The organism is Pigmentiphaga sp. MLSB6-MA01, assembly GCF_058793475.1.
Window position 1 is genome coordinate 11,818 of the sequence record NZ_JBXAFV010000014.1, and the last position, 21,087, is coordinate 32,904.

The 21,087-nt window shown below is 68.3% G+C and carries 17 protein-coding genes; 16 read left to right on the top strand and 1 reads right to left on the bottom strand.

Features of this window, described 5'->3' with window-relative positions:
- Window positions 1-3: 3 nt before the first annotated feature.
- Complete coding sequence (locus AC1Q6E_RS21165) at window positions 4-1,173, bottom strand: acetyl-CoA acetyltransferase (protein WP_152798462.1); 1,170 nt, start codon at window positions 1,171-1,173, stop codon at window positions 4-6.
- A 407-nt stretch (window positions 1,174-1,580) separates the two neighbouring features.
- Between AC1Q6E_RS21165 and mraZ the strand changes: the two genes are divergently transcribed.
- The 16 genes from mraZ (at window position 1,581) to lpxC (ending at window position 20,971) form a co-directional block, all read left to right on the top strand.
- Window positions 1,581-2,009: a division/cell wall cluster transcriptional repressor MraZ gene (gene mraZ, locus AC1Q6E_RS21170; RefSeq protein ID WP_296556892.1), complete on the top strand. Its 429-nt coding sequence runs from the start codon at window positions 1,581-1,583 to the stop codon at window positions 2,007-2,009.
- 4 nt (window positions 2,010-2,013) lie between these two features.
- A complete protein-coding gene (gene rsmH, locus AC1Q6E_RS21175; protein ID WP_296556893.1) occupies window positions 2,014-3,075 on the top strand; it encodes a 16S rRNA (cytosine(1402)-N(4))-methyltransferase RsmH in 1,062 nt (353 codons plus the stop codon).
- A 10-nt stretch (window positions 3,076-3,085) separates the two neighbouring features.
- Window positions 3,086-3,436, top strand: coding sequence for a cell division protein FtsL (gene ftsL / locus AC1Q6E_RS21180; RefSeq protein WP_152798463.1), 351 nt, complete (start codon window positions 3,086-3,088; stop codon window positions 3,434-3,436).
- Window positions 3,433-5,169, top strand: coding sequence for a peptidoglycan D,D-transpeptidase FtsI family protein (locus AC1Q6E_RS21185; RefSeq protein WP_152798464.1), 1,737 nt, complete (start codon window positions 3,433-3,435; stop codon window positions 5,167-5,169). Before ftsL ends, AC1Q6E_RS21185 begins: the two co-directional genes overlap by 4 nt.
- Window positions 5,170-5,171: 2 nt before the next feature.
- A complete protein-coding gene (gene murF / locus AC1Q6E_RS21190; RefSeq protein WP_492573469.1) occupies window positions 5,172-8,138 on the top strand; it encodes a bifunctional UDP-N-acetylmuramoyl-L-alanyl-D-glutamate--2,6-diaminopimelate ligase MurE/UDP-N-acetylmuramoyl-tripeptide--D-alanyl-D-alanine ligase MurF in 2,967 nt (988 codons plus the stop codon).
- On the top strand, window positions 8,128-9,297 hold the full coding sequence (mraY, locus tag AC1Q6E_RS21195; protein WP_130362003.1) for a phospho-N-acetylmuramoyl-pentapeptide-transferase: 1,170 nt from the start codon (window positions 8,128-8,130) through the stop codon (window positions 9,295-9,297). The genes murF and mraY overlap by 11 nt, the downstream gene beginning before the upstream one ends.
- Window positions 9,298-9,321: 24 nt before the next feature.
- Window positions 9,322-10,860, top strand: coding sequence for a UDP-N-acetylmuramoyl-L-alanine--D-glutamate ligase (murD, locus tag AC1Q6E_RS21200; protein ID WP_492573470.1), 1,539 nt, complete (start codon window positions 9,322-9,324; stop codon window positions 10,858-10,860).
- 4 nt (window positions 10,861-10,864) lie between these two features.
- Window positions 10,865-12,058: a putative lipid II flippase FtsW gene (gene ftsW, locus AC1Q6E_RS21205; protein ID WP_152798467.1), complete on the top strand. Its 1,194-nt coding sequence runs from the start codon at window positions 10,865-10,867 to the stop codon at window positions 12,056-12,058.
- The gene (gene murG / locus AC1Q6E_RS21210; RefSeq protein WP_492573471.1) at window positions 12,055-13,122 is read left to right on the top strand and encodes an undecaprenyldiphospho-muramoylpentapeptide beta-N-acetylglucosaminyltransferase; all 1,068 of its coding nucleotides are present in this window, start codon (window positions 12,055-12,057) and stop codon (window positions 13,120-13,122) included. The genes ftsW and murG overlap by 4 nt, the downstream gene beginning before the upstream one ends.
- A 6-nt stretch (window positions 13,123-13,128) precedes the next feature.
- Complete coding sequence (murC, locus tag AC1Q6E_RS21215) at window positions 13,129-14,568, top strand: UDP-N-acetylmuramate--L-alanine ligase (protein WP_152798469.1); 1,440 nt, start codon at window positions 13,129-13,131, stop codon at window positions 14,566-14,568.
- Window positions 14,565-15,509 carry a D-alanine--D-alanine ligase gene (locus tag AC1Q6E_RS21220; RefSeq protein WP_152798470.1) on the top strand — a complete coding sequence of 315 codons (945 nt, stop codon included), beginning with the start codon at window positions 14,565-14,567 and terminating at the stop codon, window positions 15,507-15,509. Before murC ends, AC1Q6E_RS21220 begins: the two co-directional genes overlap by 4 nt.
- A 20-nt stretch (window positions 15,510-15,529) precedes the next feature.
- Window positions 15,530-16,345, top strand: coding sequence for a cell division protein FtsQ/DivIB (locus AC1Q6E_RS21225; protein WP_492573472.1), 816 nt, complete (start codon window positions 15,530-15,532; stop codon window positions 16,343-16,345).
- A complete protein-coding gene (ftsA, locus tag AC1Q6E_RS21230) occupies window positions 16,342-17,574 on the top strand; it encodes a cell division protein FtsA (protein ID WP_087841729.1) in 1,233 nt (410 codons plus the stop codon). The genes AC1Q6E_RS21225 and ftsA overlap by 4 nt, the downstream gene beginning before the upstream one ends.
- Before the next feature lie 318 nt (window positions 17,575-17,892).
- Window positions 17,893-19,071, top strand: a complete 1,179-nt coding sequence (gene ftsZ, locus AC1Q6E_RS21235) for a cell division protein FtsZ (RefSeq protein WP_296556945.1) — start codon at window positions 17,893-17,895, stop codon at window positions 19,069-19,071.
- Between the two features lie 357 nt (window positions 19,072-19,428).
- On the top strand, window positions 19,429-19,932 hold the full coding sequence (locus tag AC1Q6E_RS21240; protein ID WP_152798472.1) for a peroxiredoxin: 504 nt from the start codon (window positions 19,429-19,431) through the stop codon (window positions 19,930-19,932).
- A 115-nt stretch (window positions 19,933-20,047) separates the two neighbouring features.
- Entirely contained in the window at window positions 20,048-20,971 is a 924-nt protein-coding gene (lpxC, locus tag AC1Q6E_RS21245) for a UDP-3-O-acyl-N-acetylglucosamine deacetylase (RefSeq protein ID WP_492573473.1), read from the top strand.
- Window positions 20,972-21,087: the final 116 nt, after the last annotated feature.

Consider the following 21,087-nt stretch of genomic DNA (forward strand, 5'->3'; position numbering starts at 1 on the left):
GTCCTAGGCAGCGCGTTCCAGCACGCTGACATAGTTGGCGACGACGGAGCCGCCCATATTGAAGACGCCGGCCAGTTCCGCGCCGGGCACCTGGATGTCCCCGGCTTCGCCGCACAATTGCATGGCCGCCATGACGTGCATGGACACGCCCGTGGCGCCGACCGGGTGACCCTTGGCCTTGAGGCCTCCGGAAGGATTGACGGGCAGCGCGCCGCCCGGGGCCACCGTGCCGTCGTCGAGGCAGCGGGCGCCCTGGCCGGCCTCGGCCAGGCCCATGGCTTCGTAGCTGAGCAGTTCGGCGATGGTGAAGCAGTCGTGGACTTCGGCCAGGTCGAGATCGCGGATGCCGATGCCGGCGTCGTCCAGGGCCCGCCGCCAGGCCCGCCTCGGCCCTTCGAAGGCGGCCGGATCGCGCCGCGACATGGGCAGGAAGTCGTTGACCTGGGTGGCCGAGCGGAAGCGCACCGCGCGGCGGAAGCCGCGTGCCAGCGGGGCGGCGGCCAGCACCAGCGCGGCGCCGCCGTCGGCGACGGTGGAGCAGTCGGTCTTGCGCAGCGGCGCGGCGATGATGGGGTTGCGCTCGGACACCGTGTTGCAGAAATCGAAGCCCAGGTCCCGGCGCAAGTGGGCGAGCGGGTTGCGTGCGCCGTTGGCGTGGTTCTTGGCGGCGATCCGCGCCAGCGTGGCGCCGTGGTCGCCGTGGCGGGCGAAATACTCCCGCGCGATCAGGGCGAAGATGCCGGGAAAGGTCAGGCCACGCGCGCCTTCCTCGCGGTGGTAGCTCGCGCGGGCCAGCGCCGCCGTCACCGCCGGGCCGTCGGCGGCCGTCATCTTCTCGGCGCCCACCACCAGGGCGATGCGGACCCGGCCCGAGCCGATGGCATCGAGCGCGGCATGGATGGCGGCCGAGCCCGAGGCGCAGGCATTCTCCAGGCGCACCGTGGGCGTGAAGCGGAAATCGTCGTCGGCGCCGAAGGGCAGCGACGAGGCGAAGCCGTCCGGCACCATGCCGGCGTTGAAGTGGGACACGAATACCGCGTCCACGTCCCGTGCCCGCAGTCCGGCGTCGGCCAGCGCCAGGCGCGCGGATTCGACCATCAGTCCTTCCAGGTCGAAGTGGTCCAGGCGGCCGAACGGGGTGTGGCCCCATCCCACGATGCAGGGGGTCTCCATGGCGTCTCCTTGGTGGCGCCGGTCCCGGTGGGACGGCGCATGTCGTTATGGAGGCCATTATTTCCAGCCGCGCATGCCGGGCCTAGTCGTAGGAATACGCTAGTCGGGCGCGCGGGAGCCGGGGACCGCGGGCGCGGGACCCGCGTGGCGCCTGGGGCAAGGGCATTGTTTTGTTACCTTGTTGCCCCATCTCTGTCACTTTCCTGATTTTTCTTCAGACGACACCTTCACTTCAAATGCCAATGCACTGATTTCATAGAACATTTCGCAATGTGAAGCTTCGAGGAAGTGCGCCTAAGTCCTTGTTACTAATGAAGAAACTGTGTTCGGGCGGCTTGACCCCGCGTAATCGCTCATTTAGAGTGGGAAATAGTAGAATTTTGTGCAAAAAAGTGGGGTGAGAAGCCGTGTTTCAGGGCAGCAGCGCGCTGACGCTCGATGCGAAGGGAAGGGTGTCCATCCCTACCCGGCATCGTGACGCGCTGATGGTGCAGGCCGAAGGCCGCCTGACCCTGACCCGGCACCCCGACGGTTGCCTTCTGATCTACCCCCGTCCCATCTGGGAGGTGAAGCGCGAGCAGATCGCCGCATTTCCAATGCAGGCGCGCGCGCTGCAGCGGCTGCTGCTGGGCAACGCCCAGGATGTGGAGCTCGATAGCGCGGGCCGCATCCTGATCGCGCCCGAACTGCGCACCGCCGCCGCCCTGACGCGCGAGGTGATGCTGCTCGGCCTGGGCGCGCACTTCGAGTTGTGGGACGCAGCCGTTCTGGCCCAGCGCGAGCAGGAAATGCTGGCGCAGGGCATGCCCGAAGTCCTGAACCAGTTTTCTTTCTGACGCCGTGACGACCCCATTCCTGCATCGGCCCGTCCTGCTCGAGCCGACGATAGACGCGTTGGCCGTACCCGCCGGCGGCGTTGGCGCCGGGGTATGGGTCGACGCCACTTTCGGCCGGGGCGGCCACTCGCGCGAATTGCTCGCGCGGCTCGGCCCCGAGGCCAGGCTGGTGGTGTTCGACAAGGATCCGCAGGCGATTTCGGTGGCGCGCGCGCTGGCCGACCAGGACGGCCGGGTGACGGTCGTGCACGAGGGTTTCGGCGAACTGGCCGGGGAGCTGTCCCGGCTGGGGATCGCCAGCATCAGCGGCCTGATGATGGACCTGGGTATTTCTTCTCCGCAGATCGACGACGCCGAGCGTGGGTTTTCCTTCATGCGCGACGGCCCGCTCGATATGCGGATGGATACGACGCGCGGCGAAACCGCCGCGCAATGGCTCGCCCACGCGAGCATCGATGACATGCGGGAGGTCATAGCACGCTATGGTGAAGAACGGTTTGCTTTCCAGATTGCAAAGGCGATTGCAGCTAGCCGCGAGAAACGGCCTGTCACGACCACAGGCGAGCTTGCCGACATCGTGGCTGGTGCAGTCCGCACGCGGGAGAAGGGCCAGCATCCAGCGACCCGCACCTTTCAGGCTCTACGGATTCACCTCAATCAGGAGCTTGAAGAGCTCCCGCGTGCGCTAGCCGCGGCGCTCGACCTGTTGGCGCCCGGTGGCCGGCTGGCGGTGATCAGCTTCCATTCGCTGGAAGACCGCATCGTCAAGCAGTTCATCGCCGCCGCGGCCCGGCCCGGGGCGGAAACCGCCCGCCTGCCGCTGCGCGAGAGCGAGCGGCCGCAGCCGGTGCTGGCCGCCATCGGCCGCATCCTGCCCACCGAGGCAGAGGTCGCCGGCAACCCCCGCGCCCGCTCGGCGGTGCTGCGGGTGGCCGAGCGTACCCATACGGCCTTGCCCGCCGAAGGCGGCAGGGCCTTTGTCAAGACGCCCGAGGCGCCCGCCGGCAAGCGGCGCCCGCCGGCCCGGACGCGCACGCCGCGCGTCCGTTCGTCCGCCTGCGCATAGGAGACCGGCAATGGGTCGCCTGCTCTTCGTCCTGACGGTGGCCCTTGTGGGGTGCGCACTGTCCCTGGTCAGCAGCCAGTACAAGGCGCGCAGCCTGTTCGTCGAACTGGAGCGTGTCCAGGCCGTGGCGCGCGATCTCGATGTCGACTGGCGCCGGCTGCAGCTCGAGCAGACCGACCATGCCAAGCACGCGTTGATCGATAACGTGGCCCGCACGACACTGAAGATGGAGCCGGTCACGCCCGCGCGCACCATCTATCTCGCGCAATCGCGCGATGCGCAGAGCGGTCCGGCCCTGTTGCCCTATGGTCCGCCGGGCGTTCCCCTGCCGGCCAAGCCGAAAGCGGGAGGTGCGCGATGAAGCGCCGCGTCCGTTTCTCGTCCGAGAATCCCGTCCTGAACCTGAAGCTGCCCGCGTGGCGGTCGCGCTTCGTGCTGTTCCTGCTGTTCGCCGGATTCACGGCGCTGGTCGTCCGGGCCTTGTACCTGCAGGGCCTGTCGAACGAGTTCCTGCAGAAGCAGGGCGAGTCGCGCTACGCCCGCACGCTGGTGCTGCCGGCCTCGCGCGGCAAGATCACCGACCGCAACGGGGTCGTGGTGGCATCCAGCGTGCCGGCGCGCGCGGTCTGGGCCATCCCCGAGGACGTCAAGGCGCCCCCGGGCAAGCTGGCCGAGCTGGCCAAGTTGCTGGAGACGCCGGTGCGCGACCTGCAGCGCAAGCTGGCCAACGAAGACAAGACCTTCGTCTACCTGAAGCGGCAGGTGCCGGTGGACGTGGCCGAGAAAGTGGCGGCGCTGGGCCTGGATGGCATCCACCAGCAGCGCGAGACGTTGCGCTACTACCCCGAGGGCGAGGTGCTCGGCCATGTGCTGGGTTTCACCAACGTCGAGGATCGCGGGCAGGAAGGCATCGAGCTGGCCTACAATTCGCAGTTGGCTGGCCGCGCGGGCAGCCGCCGTGTCATCAAGGACCGCCTGGGCAGGGTGGTCGAGGATGTGCAGGCCGTGCGCGCGCCCGCCAATGGTCACGACCTGACCCTGTCCATCGATACCCGGGTGCAGTACCTAGTGTTTTCGCAGTTGCAAGAAGCCGTCGAGCGCCACAAGGCCAAGGGGGGCGCCGCCATCGTGGTGGACACCCGCAGCGGGGAAATCCTCGCCCTGGCGAACATGCCGACCTACAACCCCAATCATCGCGAAACCCTGACCGGGGCCCGTCTGCGCAACCGCGCGCTGACCGACACCTTCGAGCCGGGTTCGACGATCAAGCCGTTCTCGATCGCGCTGGCGCTGGACCTGGGCCGCGTGCAGCCTTCGACCGTGGTCGACACCGGCGGCGGCCGCATGAATTTCTACGGGCGCACCATCTCGGATACCCACGGCTATGGCAAGCTGGACGTGGCCGGGGTGGTCCAGAAGTCGAGCAATATCGGTACGACGCTGATCTCCCAGCGCATCGAAAACAAGGAAATGTGGGAGAAGTACACGGAACTCGGCCTGGGCCAGGCGCCCAAGCTCGATTTCCCCGGCGCGGTGGCGGGACGCCTGCGCCCCTACGAAAAGTGGAGGCCCATCGAGAAGGCGACCATGTCCTACGGCTATGGCCTGTCGGTGTCGCTGGTGCAGATGGCGCAAGCCTATACCGCCTTCGCGCGCGACGGCGACACCGTGCCCCTGACCTTCCTGAAGACCGAGCGCCCGCCCGCCGGCACCCGCATCTATTCCTCGAAGACCGCGCGCACCATGCGCCAGATGCTCGAGGCGGTGGTGGGGCCGGGCGGCACCGCGTCGCAGGCGCAGGTCATGGGCTATCGCGTGGCCGGGAAGACCGGCACCGCGCGCAAGATCATCAACGGCGCCTATGCCACCAAGTATGTCGCCTCGTTCTCCGGCTTCGCGCCGGTGTCGAATCCGCGCATCGTCGTGGCGGTCATGATCGACGAACCCACGGCGGGCAGCATCTACGGCGGCGCGGTGGCCGGGCCGGTGTTCTCCAAGATCACCGGCGGGACGCTGCGCATGTTGGGCGTCGAGCCTGACGCGCCGTTCAAGTCGCTCGTCATTCCCGAGCATCCGCTGGAGGACAGCCTGTGACGATGGCGACGTCTCCCGCCTCCTCGATCCTGGCGTGGCTGCGCAAGCACGCTTCTCCAGGATCGCATTTGCGCCTGGATTCCCGGGCGGTGCAGGTGGGCGACATCTTCCTGGCCTATGTGGGCGCCCGCAGCGACGGCTGCGATTTCATCGGCCAGGCGCTCGAGCGAGGGGCGAGCGCCGTGGTGTTCGAGGACACCGCGGCGGAGCGCACGGCCGCGCTGGCGCGCGACCTGGCCGAGCGGAGCATTCCGGCGCTGCCCGCGGCGGGCCTGAAGGCCGCGCTGGGCGTCGTGGCGTCCGGCTGGTATGGCGACCCCTCGCGCGAAATGAAGGTGATCGCCGTCACCGGGACCAACGGCAAGACGTCGTGCACGCAATGGATCGCGCAGGCACTGACCGACGGCGGCATGCCCTGCGGCGTGATCGGCACGCTGGGCATCCAGATCCCCGGCCCGGATGGCGGGTCGCGCGCGCTGGCAACCGGATTGACCACACCCGATGCCGTCGCCCTGCACCGGGCGCTGGCCGACATGCGCCGGGACGGCGTGGAGGCGGTCGCGATCGAGGCGTCGTCGATCGGCATTGCCGAGGGACGCCTGGACGGGCTGCACGTCGATATCGCCGCTTTTACCAACCTGACCCGCGATCATCTGGACTATCACGCGGACATGGCGGCCTACGAGGCCGAGAAGGCGAGGCTGTTCGCGTGGCAGGGCGTGGCCGCGGCGGTCGTGAACCAGGACGACATGGCCGGCCGGAGGCTGCTTGCCTCGCTCCAGGCCAGCGGCCGGGCCGTGGCGCTGATCGCCTACACGCTGGACCCGGCCGGGGCCGGCGATGCGGCGCCCCGGGTGCTGCGCGCGTCCGATCTGCACGCGACCGGCAGCGGGATGGTTTTCACCCTGAGCTGGCAGGCCCATGCGGTGCAGATCGCCACGCCGCTGCTTGGGGAGCACAACGTTTCGAACCTGCTCGCGATGGCGGGCGTGCTGCTCGAACTCGGATGGAGCGTGCAGCGCGTGTCGTCCGCCCTGTCGTCCGCCCAGGCGGCGGTCGGCCGGCTGCAAGCGGTGGCGGCGCCGGGCCGCGCGCCCGGCGAAGGCGGGCCGCTGGTCGTGGTGGACTACGCCCACACCCCGGACGCCCTGGCGCGCGCCCTCGACGCCCTCGTGCCGGTGGCGCGGGCGCGCAGCGGCCGGCGGATTTGCGTGTTCGGCTGCGGCGGTGATCGCGATCCCGGCAAGCGGCCGCAGATGGCCCAGGTGGCCTGCTCCCACGCCGATCTGGTCGTGGTGACCAGCGATAACCCTCGTAGCGAACCGCCCCAGGCCATCATCGACCAGATCCTCGCGGGCGTGCCCGCGGGCTGCCCCGTGCGGGTCCAGGCCGACCGCGCGCTCGCCATCCGGGAAGCGGTCCTCCAGGCGCGCGCGGACGACGTGATCCTGCTCGCAGGCAAGGGCCACGAGGCCTACCAGGAAATAGACGGCGTTCGTCATCCGTTCTCGGACGTGGAGCGGGCCGTGGCCGTCCTGGCCGCCTATCGCGCCGAGTCCGTTTCCGGCGGATTGATGACGGTGGATGATGCGGCGCAGGCCATGCGCGGCGTCGTCCACGGCGATCCCGGCGCCGATCGCGTGGCCTTCTCCCATGTCGGCAGCGACTCGCGCAACGTGGCCGCCGGTGAATTGTTCTTCGCCCTGAGCGGCGAGCGCTTCGACGGCCATGCCTACGTGCGCGCGGCGCACGAGGCCGGCGCCGTGGCGGCCGTGGTGCAGCGCCCCGTCGAGGATGCCGGGATGCCGCAGGTCGTGGTGGCCGACACCCGGCGCGCGCTGGGCGATCTGGCGGCCGCGTGGCGCGGCCGGTTCGCGATCCCGCTGGTGGGGGTGACCGGCAGCAACGGCAAGACCACCACCAAGGAAATGATCGCCGCCATTTTCGCCGCGCGCCACGGCGCCGACGCCAGGCTGGCCACGCAAGGCAACCTGAACAACGAGATCGGCGTGCCGCTCACGCTGATGCGGCTGCGCGACGCGCATCGCTGCGCCGTCATCGAGCTGGGCATGAATCATCCGGGCGAGATCGCCGAGCTGTCGCGGATCGCCGCGCCCACCGTGGCGCTGGTCAACAACGCCCAGCGCGAGCACCAGGAGTTCATGCACACCGTGGAGGCCGTCGCGCGCGAGAACGGCGCCGTCATCTCGGCCCTGGCGGCCGATGGCGTGGCGGTGTTCCCCGGCGACGATCCCTATACGCCGGTCTGGACCGAACTGGCCGGCACGCGCCGCTGCCTGCGCTTCGGCCTGTCGGGCGAGGTCGAGGTCATGGCCCTGGACGTGCGGCTCGATGCCTTCGAGACCCGTTTCCTGCTGCGGACCCCGAATGGCCAGATCGAGGTCGCGCTGGCCGCGGCCGGCGTGCACAACGTGCGCAATGCCCTGGCCGCCGCCGCCTGCGCGCTGGCGGCGGGCATGGACCTGGACACCATCGCCCGCGGCCTGGCCGGATTCGCGCCGGTCAAGGGCCGCATGCAGCGGCACCGCCTGCCCGGCGGCGCCCTGTTGATCGACGATACCTACAACGCCAATCCCGATTCGGTGCGCGCCGCGATCGACGTACTGGCCACGCTGCCGCGGCCGCGGGCGCTGGTGCTGGGGGACATGGGCGAAGTCGGCGACCAGGGGCCGGCCATGCATGCCGAGGTCGGCGCCTATGCCAGGGAGCGCGGGGTCGACGCGCTGTTCGCGCTGGGCGAGGCGACACGCGACTCCGTCCGGGCGTTCGGCGCCGGCGGGGCGCATGCCGGTACGGTCGAGCTGGTGGCGTCCGCCGTGATGGCGATCCGCCCCGCGTCGGTCTTGGTGAAGGGCTCGCGCTTCATGCGTATGGAGCGGGTGGTGCAGGCGTTGCAGGCCGGGCCCCCGTCGGATCATTCTTCTATTGGTAATAAGCATGCTGCTTGAACTGGCCCAGTGGCTGTCCGAGGACTACCGGGCTTTCTCGGTGTTCAGCTACATCACGCTGCGCGCGGTGCTCGCGTGCGCGACGTCTCTGCTGATCGGCCTGATGGCGGGTCCCTGGGTGATACGCAAGCTCACCGCGCTCAAGATCGGCCAGGCCGTCCGTACCTATGGTCCGGAAACCCATCTGATCAAGAGCGGCACGCCCACCATGGGCGGCGCGCTGATCCTGATTTCCATCGGCGTGTCGACGCTGCTGTGGGCCGACTGGAGCAACCGTTTCGTCTGGGTCGTGCTGCTGGTCACCTTCGGCTTTGGCTGGATAGGCTGGTCGGACGACTACCGCAAGGTCGTGCGCCGGGATCCGGAAGGCATGCCCGCGCGCGAGAAATTCTTCTGGCAGACGCTGATCGGGCTGGTCGCCTCGGTCTACCTGGCCTTCGCCATTTCGGCGCCGGACGCCGGTGGCACCTGGTCGCTGTTCGTCGACTGGATCTCGGGCGGCTTCGGCTACCACCTGCCGGCGCGCGCCGACCTGATCGTGCCCTTCTTCAAGAGCGTGAGCTACCCGCTGGGCGTGATCGGTTTCATCGCCCTGACGTGGGCGGTGATCGTGGGCAGCAGCAACGCGGTCAACCTGACCGACGGGCTGGACGGGCTGGCCATCATGCCCACGGTGCTGGTGGGCACGGCGCTGGGGGTCTTCGCCTACGTCGTGGGCCGCGTCGACTATTCCAAGTACCTGTTGTTCCCCTACATCCCGGGCGCCTCGGAGCTGATGGTGATCTGCGCGGCGCTGGGCGGCGCGGGCCTGGCCTTCCTGTGGTTCAACGCCTATCCGGCCCAGGTCTTCATGGGCGACGTCGGCGCGCTGGCGCTGGGGGGCGCGCTGGGCACCATGGCGGTGATCGTGCGGCAGGAGATCGTGCTGTTCATCATGGGCGGCGTGTTCGTGGTCGAGACGTTGTCGGTCATCCTGCAGGTGAGCTGGTTCAAGTACACCAAGAAACGCTACGGCCAGGGCCGGCGGATATTCAAGATGGCGCCGCTGCACCATCACTTCGAGGTCAGCGGCTGGAAGGAAACCCAGGTCGTCGTCCGGTTCTGGATCATCACCATGATGCTGGTGCTGATCGGACTGGCGACGTTGAAGTTGCGTTGAACCGTGCAGGACGAATCGCTGAACATGCAAACCCCCGTTGAAACCGCAGCGCAAGCGCCGTTCACCCTGGTCCTGGGCCTGGGCGAGTCGGGCGCGGCCGCCGTGCGCTGGTGCGCGCGGGCGGGCGGGGGCCTGCGCGTGGCCGACTCGCGCGCCGAGCCGGCGGGCCTGCAGGCCCTGCGGGAAGCGGCGCCGCACGCCGAATTCCGGCTGGGCGCGGAGGCCATGCGGGACAGCGGCGGCGCGCGTGTCTTCGATCCCGCCCTGCTCGAGGGCGTCGAGCGCGTCGTCATCAGTCCGGGCCTGCCGCCGCACGCGGCGCCCGCGGGCGAGCTGGTCGGCGCCGCGCGCGAGCGCGGGATTCCGGTCATCGGCGAGATCGAGCTGTTCGCGCTGGCCCTGGCCGGGCTGGCCGCCACCCGGTCGTACGCGCCGCGCGTGCTGGCGGTGACCGGCACCAACGGCAAGACGACCGTGTGCGCGCTGACGGGACACCTGGTCGAGGCCGCCGGCCGTTCGGTGGCCGTGGCGGGCAACATCAGCCCGGCCGCGCTGACCGCGCTGATCGCCGCGCTGGACGAGGACCGCCTGCCGGACGTCTGGGTGCTGGAGCTGTCCAGCTTCCAGCTGGAAACCACGCACAGCCTGCGGCCCGACGCGGGCGCGGTGCTGAACCTGAGCCAGGACCACCTGGACTGGCACGGCGACATGCGCGCGTATGGCGCCGCCAAGGCCCGGCTGCTGGCGTCGTCGTCGGTGGCCGTCGTCAATCGCGACGATGCCCAGGTGGCGGCCATGGTCGAGCGGCTGGACGGCGAGCACGTGCGCAGCTTCGGACGCGAGGCGCCGGTGGCCACGGGCGACCTGGGGCTGGACCACAGCCACGGCGTGGCCTGGCTGGCCGAGGCGGCGGCCGAGGATTTCGACGCGCCGCCGCCCAAGCGCAAGAAGGGCGAGGTCGTGACCCGTCCCGACGGGCGGGTGAATCGCCTGATGCCGGTCGATGCGCTGCTGATCCGGGGCCTGCACAACGCCCTGAACGTCCAGGCGGCGCTGCTGCTGGCGCGCAGCCTGGGGCTGCCCTGGGCGCCGCTGCTGCGCGCCGTGCGCGAGTACCGGGGCGAGCCGCATCGGGTGGAGTTCGTGCGCGGCATCGCCGGCGTGGACTTCATCGACGACAGCAAGGGCACCAACGTGGGCGCGACCGTCGCCGCGCTGGAGGGCCTGGGACAGCGCAGCGTGCTGATCGCCGGCGGCGTGGGCAAGGGGCAGGATTTCTCGCCGTTGGCCCGTGCCGTGGCCTTGCATGCGCGCGCCGTGGTCCTGATCGGCCGCGACGGGCCGCTGATCGCCGACGCGCTGAAGGACACCGGCGTGCCGCTGGCCGCCGGACAGGACCTGGACGCCGCCGTGCGCGCGGCCCTGGACCTGGCGCAGCCGGGCGATGCCGTGCTGCTGTCGCCGGCCTGCGCCAGCTTCGACATGTTCCGCGACTACAAGCACCGCGCCGACCAGTTCGTCGATGCCGTGCAGACGCTCGCGGCCGACCGGGGGGAGGTGTGACCCGATGAGCCTGTTCGCCGAACTGACCGGTAGCGTCAACGCCGTACGGCCCAGCCGCACGCGGATGCTGAACTACGATGCGGCGCTCGTCACTTCGGCCCTGTCGCTGCTGCTGATCGGGCTGGTCATGGTGTACTCCGCGTCGGTCACGTTGTCCGACTCGCCCAAGTTCGCCAACTACGGCAACTATTATTTCCTGGTCCGCCATGCGCTGTACCTGACGCTGGGGGTGGTGGTGGCCGCGGCCACGTTCACGATCCGCATGGACGTGTGGCAGAAATTCTCGATGCCCGTGTTCGGCGTGGCGCTGTTCCTGCTGGTGGCCGTGCTGATTCCCGGCATAGGCAAGGAAGTGAACGGCTCGCACCGCTGGCTGCCGCTGGGCTTCGTCAACTTCCAGCCCTCGGAGCTGATGAAGCTGGCCGTGCTGATCTACGCCGCCGACTACACCGTGCGCAAGCAGGCCTACATGCAGAATTTCGTGCGCGGCTTCCTGCCCATGGCCTGCGCGATGGCCGCCACCGGCCTGCTGTTGCTGCTCGAACCCGACCTGGGCGCCTTCGTGGTCATCGTCGCCATCTCGATGGGCATCCTGTTCCTGGGCGGCATCAACGGCAAGCTGTTCGGCGGCCTGACCGCGGTGCTGGTGTCGACCTTCCTGCTGCTGATCTGGGCCGCGCCCTGGCGGCGCGAGCGCCTGTTCGCCTACCTGGATCCCTGGACCGAGGTCAATGCGCTCGGCAAGGCCTACCAGTTGTCGCATTCGCTCATCGCCTTCGGCCGCGGCGAATGGTTCGGCGTGGGGCTGGGCGCCAGCGTGGAAAAGCTGCACTACCTGCCGGAGGCGCACACCGATTTCCTGTTGGCCGTGATCGGCGAGGAACTGGGCTTCGTGGGCGTGCTGGTGGTGATCACGCTGTTCTTCGTGATCGTGCGCCGGGGCTTCGAGATCGGCCGCCAGGCCATCGCCATGGACCGGGTGTTCAGCGGGCTCGTGGCCAAGGGCGTGGTGCTGTGGATAGGCGTGCAGGCGCTGATCAACATGGGCGTGAACCTGGGCCTCCTGCCGACCAAGGGCCTGACGCTGCCTTTCATGAGCTTCGGCGGCTCGGGCATCATCGCCAACATGGCGGCGCTGGCCGTGTTGATGCGGGTGGACTACGAGAACCGCATCCTGATGCGTGGAGGGCGGCTATGAACGCGCCGCGCACGCTGATGGTGATGGCCGGCGGCACCGGCGGGCACATCATGCCTGGGCTGGCCGTCGCCGGCGCGCTGCGCGCGCGCGGCTGGAACGTGGTCTGGATGGGCAATCCGGACTCCATGGAGGGCCGGCTCGTCCCGCCCCACGGCATCCCGATGGCACCCGTGCGCTTCTCCGGCGTGCGCGGCAAGGGCCCGGCCACGCTGCTCAAACTGCCGTTCACGCTGGTCCGGGCCGCGTCCCAGGCGCTGTCGGCGCTGCGCCGCCACCGTCCCGACGTGGTGCTCGGCATGGGCGGCTACGTCGCGCTGCCCGGCGGACTGATGGCGCGCCTGCGCGGTACGCCGCTGGTGGTGCACGAACAGAATTCCGTGGCCGGCATGACCAATCGCGTGCTGGCGCGCTGGGCGAGCAGGGTGTTGACCGCGTTCCCCGGTGCCTTGCCCGGGGAACTGACGGGCAACCCCGTCCGGCCCGAGGTGGCGGCCGTGGCGCCGCCCGCCGAGCGTTTCGCCGGCCACGCCGGTCCGCTGCGCCTCCTGGTGGTGGGCGGCAGCCTGGGCGCGCAGGCGCTCAACAGCACCGTTCCGGCGGCCCTGGCGATGCTGGGGCCGGACACGCGCCCGAAGGTGTTGCACCAGGCGGGCGAAAAACACATCGAGGAACTGCGCGCGGCGTATGCCCGGGCGGGAGTGGACGCCGACTGCCGCGCGTTCATCGCCGACATGGCGTCCGCCTATGCCGACGCCGACCTGGTCATCTGCCGTTCCGGCGCGATGACGGTGGCCGAGGTCAGCGCGGCGGGCGTGGCGGCCCTGTTCGTGCCGTTCCCCCACGCGGTGGACGATCACCAGACCACCAATGCCAAGTATCTGAGCGATGCGCAGGCCGGATGGCTGCAGCCGCAATCGGCCCTGACGGCCGAGTGGCTGGCCGACTGGCTGCGGCAACGCACCCGGGCCGAACTGGCCGAAACCGCGACCCGCGCGCGAGCGCTGGCGCATCCGCTCGCCACCGAGCGGATCGCCGACATTTGCGAGGCGGCGGCGCGACGCTGACACATCATGAGACATCGAATCCGACACATCCATTTCGTTGGCATAGGCGGCTCCGGCATGAGCGGGATCGCCGAGGTGCTGTTGAACCTCGGCTACCGCATCAGTGGCTCCGACCTGGCCGACAGCGCCACCACCCGCCGGCTGGCGGAGCTGGGCGCGCACATCACCCAGGGCCATAGCGCCGACAACGTCGAAGGCGTGGACGCCATCGTCACGTCAACCGCGGTGGCGGGAAACAACCCGGAAGTGATCGCCGCGCGCAACAAGCGCATCCCGGTCGTGCCGCGCGCCGTCATGCTGGCCGAGCTGATGCGCCTGAAGCGCGGCATCGCGGTGGCGGGCACGCACGGCAAGACCACCACGACCAGCCTGATCGCCAGCGTGCTGGCGGCGGGCGGCCTGGATCCGACCTTCGTCATCGGCGGCCGCCTGAATTCGGCGGGCGCCAATGCCAAGCTGGGGCAGGGCGAGTTCATCGTGGTGGAGGCCGACGAGTCGGATGCTTCGTTCCTGAACCTGCTGCCCGTCATGTCGGTGATCACCAATATCGACGCCGACCACATGGATACCTACGGCCACGATTTCGCGCGGCTCAAGAGCGCATTCGTCGAGTTCACGCAGCGGATGCCGTTCTACGGCACCGCGGTGTTGTGCATCGACGACGCCAACGTGCGCGAGATCCTGCCCTTCGTGTCGCGGCCGGTGACCACCTATGGATTCGCCGCCGATGCCCAGGTGCGGGCGACCGACGTCCAGGCGGACGGTCCCCGTATGTGCTTTACCGTCAGGCGGCGGGACCGCCAGGTCGAACTGCCCCCGCTCGACATCACCTTGAACCTGCCCGGCGAGCACAACGTGCGCAACGCGCTGGCGACCATCGCGGTGGCGACCGAGCTGGGTGTGTCGGACGATGCCATACGCGAGGCCCTGGCGGCGTTCAAGGGGGTCAACCGCCGTTTCACGCAGGCGGGCGTGTTCCCGGTGAAGGCCGAGCACGGCGGCGGCAGTTTCACGCTGATCGACGACTACGGCCACCACCCCGTGGAAATGGCCGCCACGCTGGCGGCGGCGCGCGGCGCCTATCCGCGCCAGCGCATCGTGCTGGCGTTCCAGCCCCATCGTTACACACGCACACGGGATTGCTTCGAGGATTTCGTCAAAGTGCTGGGTACCGCCGATGCCCTGCTGCTGGCCGAGGTCTATGCCGCCGGCGAACCGCCCATCGTGGCGGCGGATGGCCGCTCGCTGGCGCGCGCCGTGCGCGTGGCCGGCAAGGTCGAGCCGGTGTTCGTCGAGGACATCGCCGACATGCCGCAGGCCATCGCGGATTTTGCGCGCGACGGCGATGTCGTCATCGCAATGGGCGCCGGCTCCATCGGAAGCATGCCGGCAAGGATGGGAGCGCTGTTCGCTCCGGCATCGGATCACGTAGGGACACAGCAATGAGTGCGCAATTCGGCAAGGTCGGGGTGTTGTACGGCGGCAAGTCCGCCGAGCGCGACGTGTCCATCATGTCGGGCACCGGCGTGCACCGGGCCCTGCGCAGCGCCGGCGTCGAGGCGCACCTGTTCGACACCGGCGTGCGTTCGCTGGCCGAGCTGGCCGAGGAGCGCTTTGACCGCGTGTTCATCGCCCTGCATGGCCGCTATGGCGAGGACGGCACGATCCAGGGCGCGCTGGAACTGCTGCGCGTGCCTTATACCGGCAGCGGGCCGCTGGCCTCCGCGCTGGCCATGGACAAGACCATGACCAAGCGCATCTGGGTCGACGAGGGCCTGCCCACGCCGCGCTTCGAGAGCCTGGACCGCCATTCCGACCTGGCCAGGGTGGCCGCTCGCCTGGGCCTGCCGCTGATCGTCAAGCCGCCCCACGAAGGGTCCACCATAGGCGTGACCAAGGTCGACGATCCCGCCGGCATGCGCGTGGCCTACGATCTGGCGGCCGAGTACGACGAGCATGTGCTGGCCGAGTCTTTCATCCAGGGCCGCGAACTGACCGTGGCGATCCTGGGCACCGGCGCCGCCGCGCGGGCACTGCCGGTGGTCGAGATCGTGGCGCCCGACGGCAACTACGACTACGAGCACAAGTATTTCACCGACGACACCCGCTATCTGTGTCCGGCGCAACTGCCGCCCGCGGTCACGCAGCGTGTCCAGGACATCAGCGAGGCCGCGTATCGCGTCCTGGGCTGTGAAGGGTGGGGCCGGGTGGACGTCATGTTGGACGCCGACAACCAACCCTACTTGCTGGAGGTCAATACTTCGCCCGGCATGACCGGCCATTCCCTGGTGCCCATGGCGGCCGCCGCCGACGGCATGAGCTACGAAACCCTGTGTGTGGAAATCCTGAAGGATGCCCGCTGCAAGGTCTCGAGCCGGTCTTCGTAAGAGATTGAATCGGACGCTCTGTGTGGAACGACTCCCGTACCCTGAACCTTATCGCCAACACCTTGTACCTCGCCGCGGCGCTGGTACTGACGGCGTGCGCGCTGCTGTGGCTGGCGCAGCGACCGGTGTTCGCGCTGCAGACGATATGGATCGAAGCCGAGGACGGCTCGCTCCAGCACGTGACGCCGGCCAGCGTGCATCCGGCCATCTCCGGCCGGCTGGCGGGCAATTTCTTCACCGCCAACCTGGAGCAGATGCGGCAGGTGTTCGAGACGGTGCCCTGGGTGCGGCAGGCGTCGCTGCGCAGGCAATGGCCCAATTCACTGGTCGTGACCATACAGGAACACCAGCCGCTGGGGCTGTGGAACGAGAACCGCTTGCTCAATACCTACGGCGAATCGTTCACCGCCAATCTGGGCGAGGCCGAGGACGATCATCAACTGCCGATCTTCGGCGGCCCCGAAGGGTCGGAGAAGCTGGTGGCCCAGCGCTACGCCGAACTGATGCGCTGGTTCGCGCCGGTCAGGCTCGATCCGCTGCGGGTGGTGCTGACGCCCCGCTATGCCTGGCAGGTGGAGCTGTCCAACGGCGCGATCATCGACCTGGGGCGCGAGCCGACCACCTCGCCCGGCACGGATACCGCCTCGCTGGAATCCCGCGTGCAGCGTTTCGTGCAGGCGATTCCGGTGATCGAATCGCGCATCGGCAAGCTGGAGCATGCGGACCTGCGCTATCCGAACGGCTTCGCGGTCACCACCGCCCGGCCGCCGGCCAGCGCCAAACCGAATCCAAGGAAACCTGCATCAACCATGCAACCTAACCAGAAAAGACCATGACTCGTGAAACCAAGGATCTGATCGTTGCCCTCGACATCGGCACCAGCAAGGTGGTGGCGGTCGTGGCCGAGATGCTGCCTGAAGGGCGCTTCGAAGTGCTCGGTCTCGGGCAGCATGAGTCGCGCGGCATGCGCAAGGGCGTGGTCGTCAACATCGAGACCACGGTCAACTCCATCCAGCGCGCGCTGGAGGAGGCCGAGCTCATGGCCGACTGCAAGATCCGGGACGTATTCACGGGTATCGCCGGCAGCCACATCCGCAGCTTCAATTCCAGCGGCATGGTGGCGATCAAGGACAAGGAAGTCACCGCCACCGACGTGGCGCGCGTCATCGAGACCGCCAAGGCCATCAACATCCCGACCGACCAGCAGGTGCTGCACGTGCTGACGCAGGAGTTCATCGTCGACGGCCAGGAGGACATCCGCGAGCCCATCGGCATGAGCGGGATCCGCCTGGAAGTGCGGGTGCACATCGTGACCGGCGCGGTCAGCGCGGCCCAGAACATCGTCAAGTGCGTGCGCCGCTGCGGCCTGGAAGTACAGGACCTGATCCTGCAGCCGCTCGCCTCGAGCCTGGCCTGCCTGACGCCGGATGAAAAGGAGTTGGGCGTGGCCCTGGTGGACATCGGCGGCGGCACGACCGATATCGCCATCTTCACCGGCGGCGCGATCCGCCACACCGCGGTCATCCCCATCGCCGGCGACCAGATCACCGGCGACGTCGCCGCGGCACTGCGCACGCCCACGCCCGATGCCGAGGAAATCAAGCTGCGCTACGGCGTGGCCAAGCAGGTCCTGGCCAGCCCCGACGAGCGCATCGAAGTGCCCGGCCTGGGCGACCGCGGGCCGCGCCAACTGTCGCGCCAGGCGCTGGGCGCCGTGATCGAGCCGCGCGTCGAGGAGTTGTTCACTTTCGTGCAGCAGGTGATCCGCGAGTCGGGCTATGACGAGCTGCTGTCGTCGGGCATCGTGCTGACCGGCGGCACCTCGCAGATGCCTGGCGTGGTGGAGCTGGCCGAGGACATTTTCCTGAAGCCCGTGCGCCTGGGCGTGCCCGAGTACACCGGCAGCCTGGCGGACGTGGTCCGCAGCCCGCGCTTCTCGACCGTGATGGGCCTTTTGGCCGAGGCCCGGCTGCAGCGCGTGCGCGGCCGCAAGGTGGCGCAGCAGACCGGAAATGTCACACAGGTTTTCTCTCGTATGAAAGAGTGGTTCCTGGGGAATTTTTGAAGCGATCCCCCGTCGCATACGTTGCCCGAATCGTGCAGTCCTTCGCAGTCCGATGAAGCAGTGCCCGTTCTTTGAGCCTATGCAGTTGCAGGTCAGTACCGGTCGACGCAAGCCGGCCGGAGCAGTTCCAGTCCAGAGTATCCAGTAGTCCGTTCAATCCTGTTTTTTTATATGAGTCGAGGAGGTGCGTGACCGGGGAAGGTGAAACGTGAAGCGCGATCCCAAGGCGGGGTCAGTCAGATGGTCGATTCCGGCCCGATCACATTTCACATTTCACATTTCCCAGCCGCCACTTATCCGCCAGAACCCCCGGAGGTCATTATGAAATTCGAAATGCTAGACACCGATACCCGTGGCACGGTCATCAAGGTGGTGGGTGTGGGCGGCGCCGGCGGCAACGCCGTTGCTCACATGATCCGTCGCGGCGTGCAGGGCGTGGACTTCATCTGCGCCAACACCGACATGCAGGCGCTGTCGCATACCAATGCGCCGGTGCAGATCCGCCTGGGCCGCAGCGGCCTGGGCGCCGGCGCCAAGCCCGAACAGGGCCGCGCCGCCGCCGAGACCGCCCGCGAAGAGATCCGCGACGCGCTGCAGGGCGCCAACATGGTGTTCATCACCGCCGGCATGGGCGGCGGCACCGGTACCGGTGCCGGTCCCGTCGTGGCCGAAGTCGCCAAGGAGCTCGGCATCCTGACCGTGGCCGTGGTGACCAAGCCCTTCAACTTCGAAGGGAGCAAGCGCATGCGCATGGCCGAGGAAGGCATCGACGCCCTGACGCAGCACGTGCATTCGCTGATCGTCGTGTTGAACGAGAACCTGTACGAACTGCTGGGCGACGACGCCACGCAGGAAGACTGCTTCAAGTCCGCCGACGACATCCTGCACAATGCTTGCGCCGGCATCGCCGAGATCATCAACGTGGACGGCAACGTCAACGTCGACTTCGAAGACGTCAAGACCATCATGAGCGAGCAGGGCAAGGCCATGATGGGCACCGGCATCGCGAGCGGCGTGGACCGCGCCCGCGTGGCGTCCGAGCACGCCATCGCGTGCCCGCTGCTGGAAGGCATCGACCTGAACGGCGCCCGCGGCGTACTGGTCAACATCACCGCCAGCCGTTCGCTGAAGATGCGCGAGACCCGCGAGATCATGGACACCATCCGCAGCTACGCCGCGGAAGACGCCACCGTGATCTTCGGCGTGTCGTACGACGATGCGATGGGCGAAGACCTGCGCGTCACCGTCGTGGCAACCGGCCTGGGCCGCTCCAAGGCCAAGCCGCAACTGGTGCAGAACACCATGCAGCAACTGCGCACGGGCACGGACAACGTCCCGGCCTACAACGCGCAGGCGGGTGGCACCAACTACCACGACTACGACACGCCCACGGTCTTCCGCAACCCGCGGGATGCGTCGATGCGCGTGCAGGCGCTGGAAAGCTCGGGCATGGAACACCTGGACATCCCCGCATTCCTCCGCAAGCAGGCGGACTGATACAACTCCCCCCTACGCGCTGACGCGCGCCCCGAATAGGGGGGCCCCCAGCCGCTACGCGGCAGCCCCCCTAGGGGGCGGGGACCCGCCTTGGGGCGGCCCGGCACCGGGTTCCCCCAAGGGGCGATGCGAGTGGACCGGCAAAGCCGGATCCACCGCATCCTGGGTCTAGTTCCTGTATCGTGAGGCCCTGGCGCTGTTGCTTCGCAGGCTGCCTGCGTTAGCACCGGCGGTACAACCCAACCAGTCCCGACTAGACCCAGGAAACCGCGGATCTGGCTTTGCCAGTCCGCTGGTTTCGCCCCCTGGGGGGCGCGCGTCAGCGCGTAGGGGGGACATTTTTTTTAGGAGTCTTCCATGACTATTAAAGTTGGCGATCGCGTCCCTGACGGCACCCTGACCGAGTTCATCGCCGTGGAGACCGAGGGCTGCTCGCTCGGCCCCAACGCGTTCCAGGTCGCTGACCTGGTCAAGGGCAAGAAGATTGCCGTGTTCGCCGTGCCGGGCGCGTTCACGCCCACCTGCTCGGCCAAGCACGTGCCCAGCTACCTGCAGAACCATGATGCCCTGAAGGCCAAGGGCGTGGACGAGATCTGGTGCGTGGCCACCAACGACGCGTTCGTGATGGGGGCCTGGGCCAAGGACCAGGGCAGCCAGGGCAAAGTCCGCATGCTGGCCGACGGCTCCGCCAAGTGGACCAAGGCGCTGGGCCTGGAATTCGATTTGACCGAGCGCGGCATGGGCGTGCGTTCGCAGCGCTATTCCATGCTGCTGGACGACGGCGCCATCAAGGTGCTGAACGTCGAGGCTCCCGGCAAGTACGAAATCAGCGACGCGGAAACCCTGCTCAAGCAGCTGTAATTCCGTTTCCGGCACGGCCGCGGCAGTATGCGCGGCCGTATCGGAACCTGTGGCGGTCCGTCCGCTCTAACACGGAAACGTTACAATATAGTATTAACCCGGATTCCTCGCCGCCATGCTTTGCCAGCGCACAATAAAAAGCGTCACTCGAACCACCGGAGTCGGTCTGCATTCCGGGCGGCGCGTCGAGATCACGCTGCGCCCGGCGGCGCCCAATACCGGCATCGTCTTCCACCGCATCGACCTGCCCGAGACCGTCGACCTGCCCGCTTCCGCGATGGCCGTCGGCGACACGCGCATGGCGTCGGTGCTGCAGAAGGGCGACGTGCGGGTCTCCACCGTCGAACATCTGATGTCCGCCTGCGCGGGCCTGGGCATCGACAACCTGCACGTGGACCTGACGGCCGAGGAAGTGCCCATCATGGATGGCAGCGCGGGCACTTTCGTGTTCCTGCTGCAATCGGCGGGCATCGAGGAACAGGGTGCCGCCAAGGAATTCATCCGGGTGCTGGAGCCGGTCGAAGTGCGCGAAGGCGAAGGCGCCTCCGCCAAATGGGCCCGGCTCGAGCCCTATGATGGCTTCTCGCTGGCCTTCTCCATCGATTTCCACCATCCGGCCATCGACGCCACGTCGAATTTCGCCGAGATCGACTTCGCCAAGCATTCCTACATCAAGGAAATCGCCCGCGCCCGCACCTTCGGTTTCATGCAGGACGTGGAAAACCTCCGCGCCGCTGGCCTGGCGCGCGGGGGCAGCCTGGACAACGCGATCGTGATGGACGAGTTCCGCGTCCTGAACAGCGACGGGCTCCGCTACGACGACGAGTTCGTCAAGCACAAGATCCTGGACGCCATCGGCGACCTGTACCTGGTGGGCAGACCCCTGATCGCCCGCTACGTGGCCCACAAGTCGGGCCACGGCATGAACAACCAGCTCGTGCGCGCCCTGCTCGAGCGCCGCGCCGCCTGGGAACTGGCCACCTTCGAATCCAAGTCGGTCGCCCCGCAAGCCTTCCGCGAGGACTGGGTGACTGTGTGACCCCCCCTACGCCCTAACGGGCGCCCCCCAGGGGGCGAAACCGGCGGACTGGCAAAGCCAGATCCGCGGTTTCCTGGGTCTGGTACCCGTTTCTTGACACGCCACACCGTTGCTAC

Coding starts and splice junctions, on each gene's coding strand:
- murF (WP_492573469.1), top strand. CDS start 5,172: ATGGCGACGTCTCCCGCCTCCTCGATCCTGGCGTGGCTGCGCAAGCAC.
- mraY (WP_130362003.1), top strand. CDS start 8,128: ATGCTGCTTGAACTGGCCCAGTGGCTGTCCGAGGACTACCGGGCTTTC.
- lpxC (WP_492573473.1), top strand. CDS start 20,048: ATGCTTTGCCAGCGCACAATAAAAAGCGTCACTCGAACCACCGGAGTC.
- AC1Q6E_RS21220 (WP_152798470.1), top strand. CDS start 14,565: ATGAGTGCGCAATTCGGCAAGGTCGGGGTGTTGTACGGCGGCAAGTCC.
- ftsA (WP_087841729.1), top strand. CDS start 16,342: ATGACTCGTGAAACCAAGGATCTGATCGTTGCCCTCGACATCGGCACC.
- murD (WP_492573470.1), top strand. CDS start 9,322: ATGCAAACCCCCGTTGAAACCGCAGCGCAAGCGCCGTTCACCCTGGTC.
- AC1Q6E_RS21165 (WP_152798462.1), bottom strand. CDS start 1,173: ATGGAGACCCCCTGCATCGTGGGATGGGGCCACACCCCGTTCGGCCGC.
- murC (WP_152798469.1), top strand. CDS start 13,129: ATGAGACATCGAATCCGACACATCCATTTCGTTGGCATAGGCGGCTCC.
- AC1Q6E_RS21240 (WP_152798472.1), top strand. CDS start 19,429: ATGACTATTAAAGTTGGCGATCGCGTCCCTGACGGCACCCTGACCGAG.
- AC1Q6E_RS21185 (WP_152798464.1), top strand. CDS start 3,433: ATGAAGCGCCGCGTCCGTTTCTCGTCCGAGAATCCCGTCCTGAACCTG.
- murG (WP_492573471.1), top strand. CDS start 12,055: ATGAACGCGCCGCGCACGCTGATGGTGATGGCCGGCGGCACCGGCGGG.
- ftsW (WP_152798467.1), top strand. CDS start 10,865: ATGAGCCTGTTCGCCGAACTGACCGGTAGCGTCAACGCCGTACGGCCC.
- ftsL (WP_152798463.1), top strand. CDS start 3,086: ATGGGTCGCCTGCTCTTCGTCCTGACGGTGGCCCTTGTGGGGTGCGCA.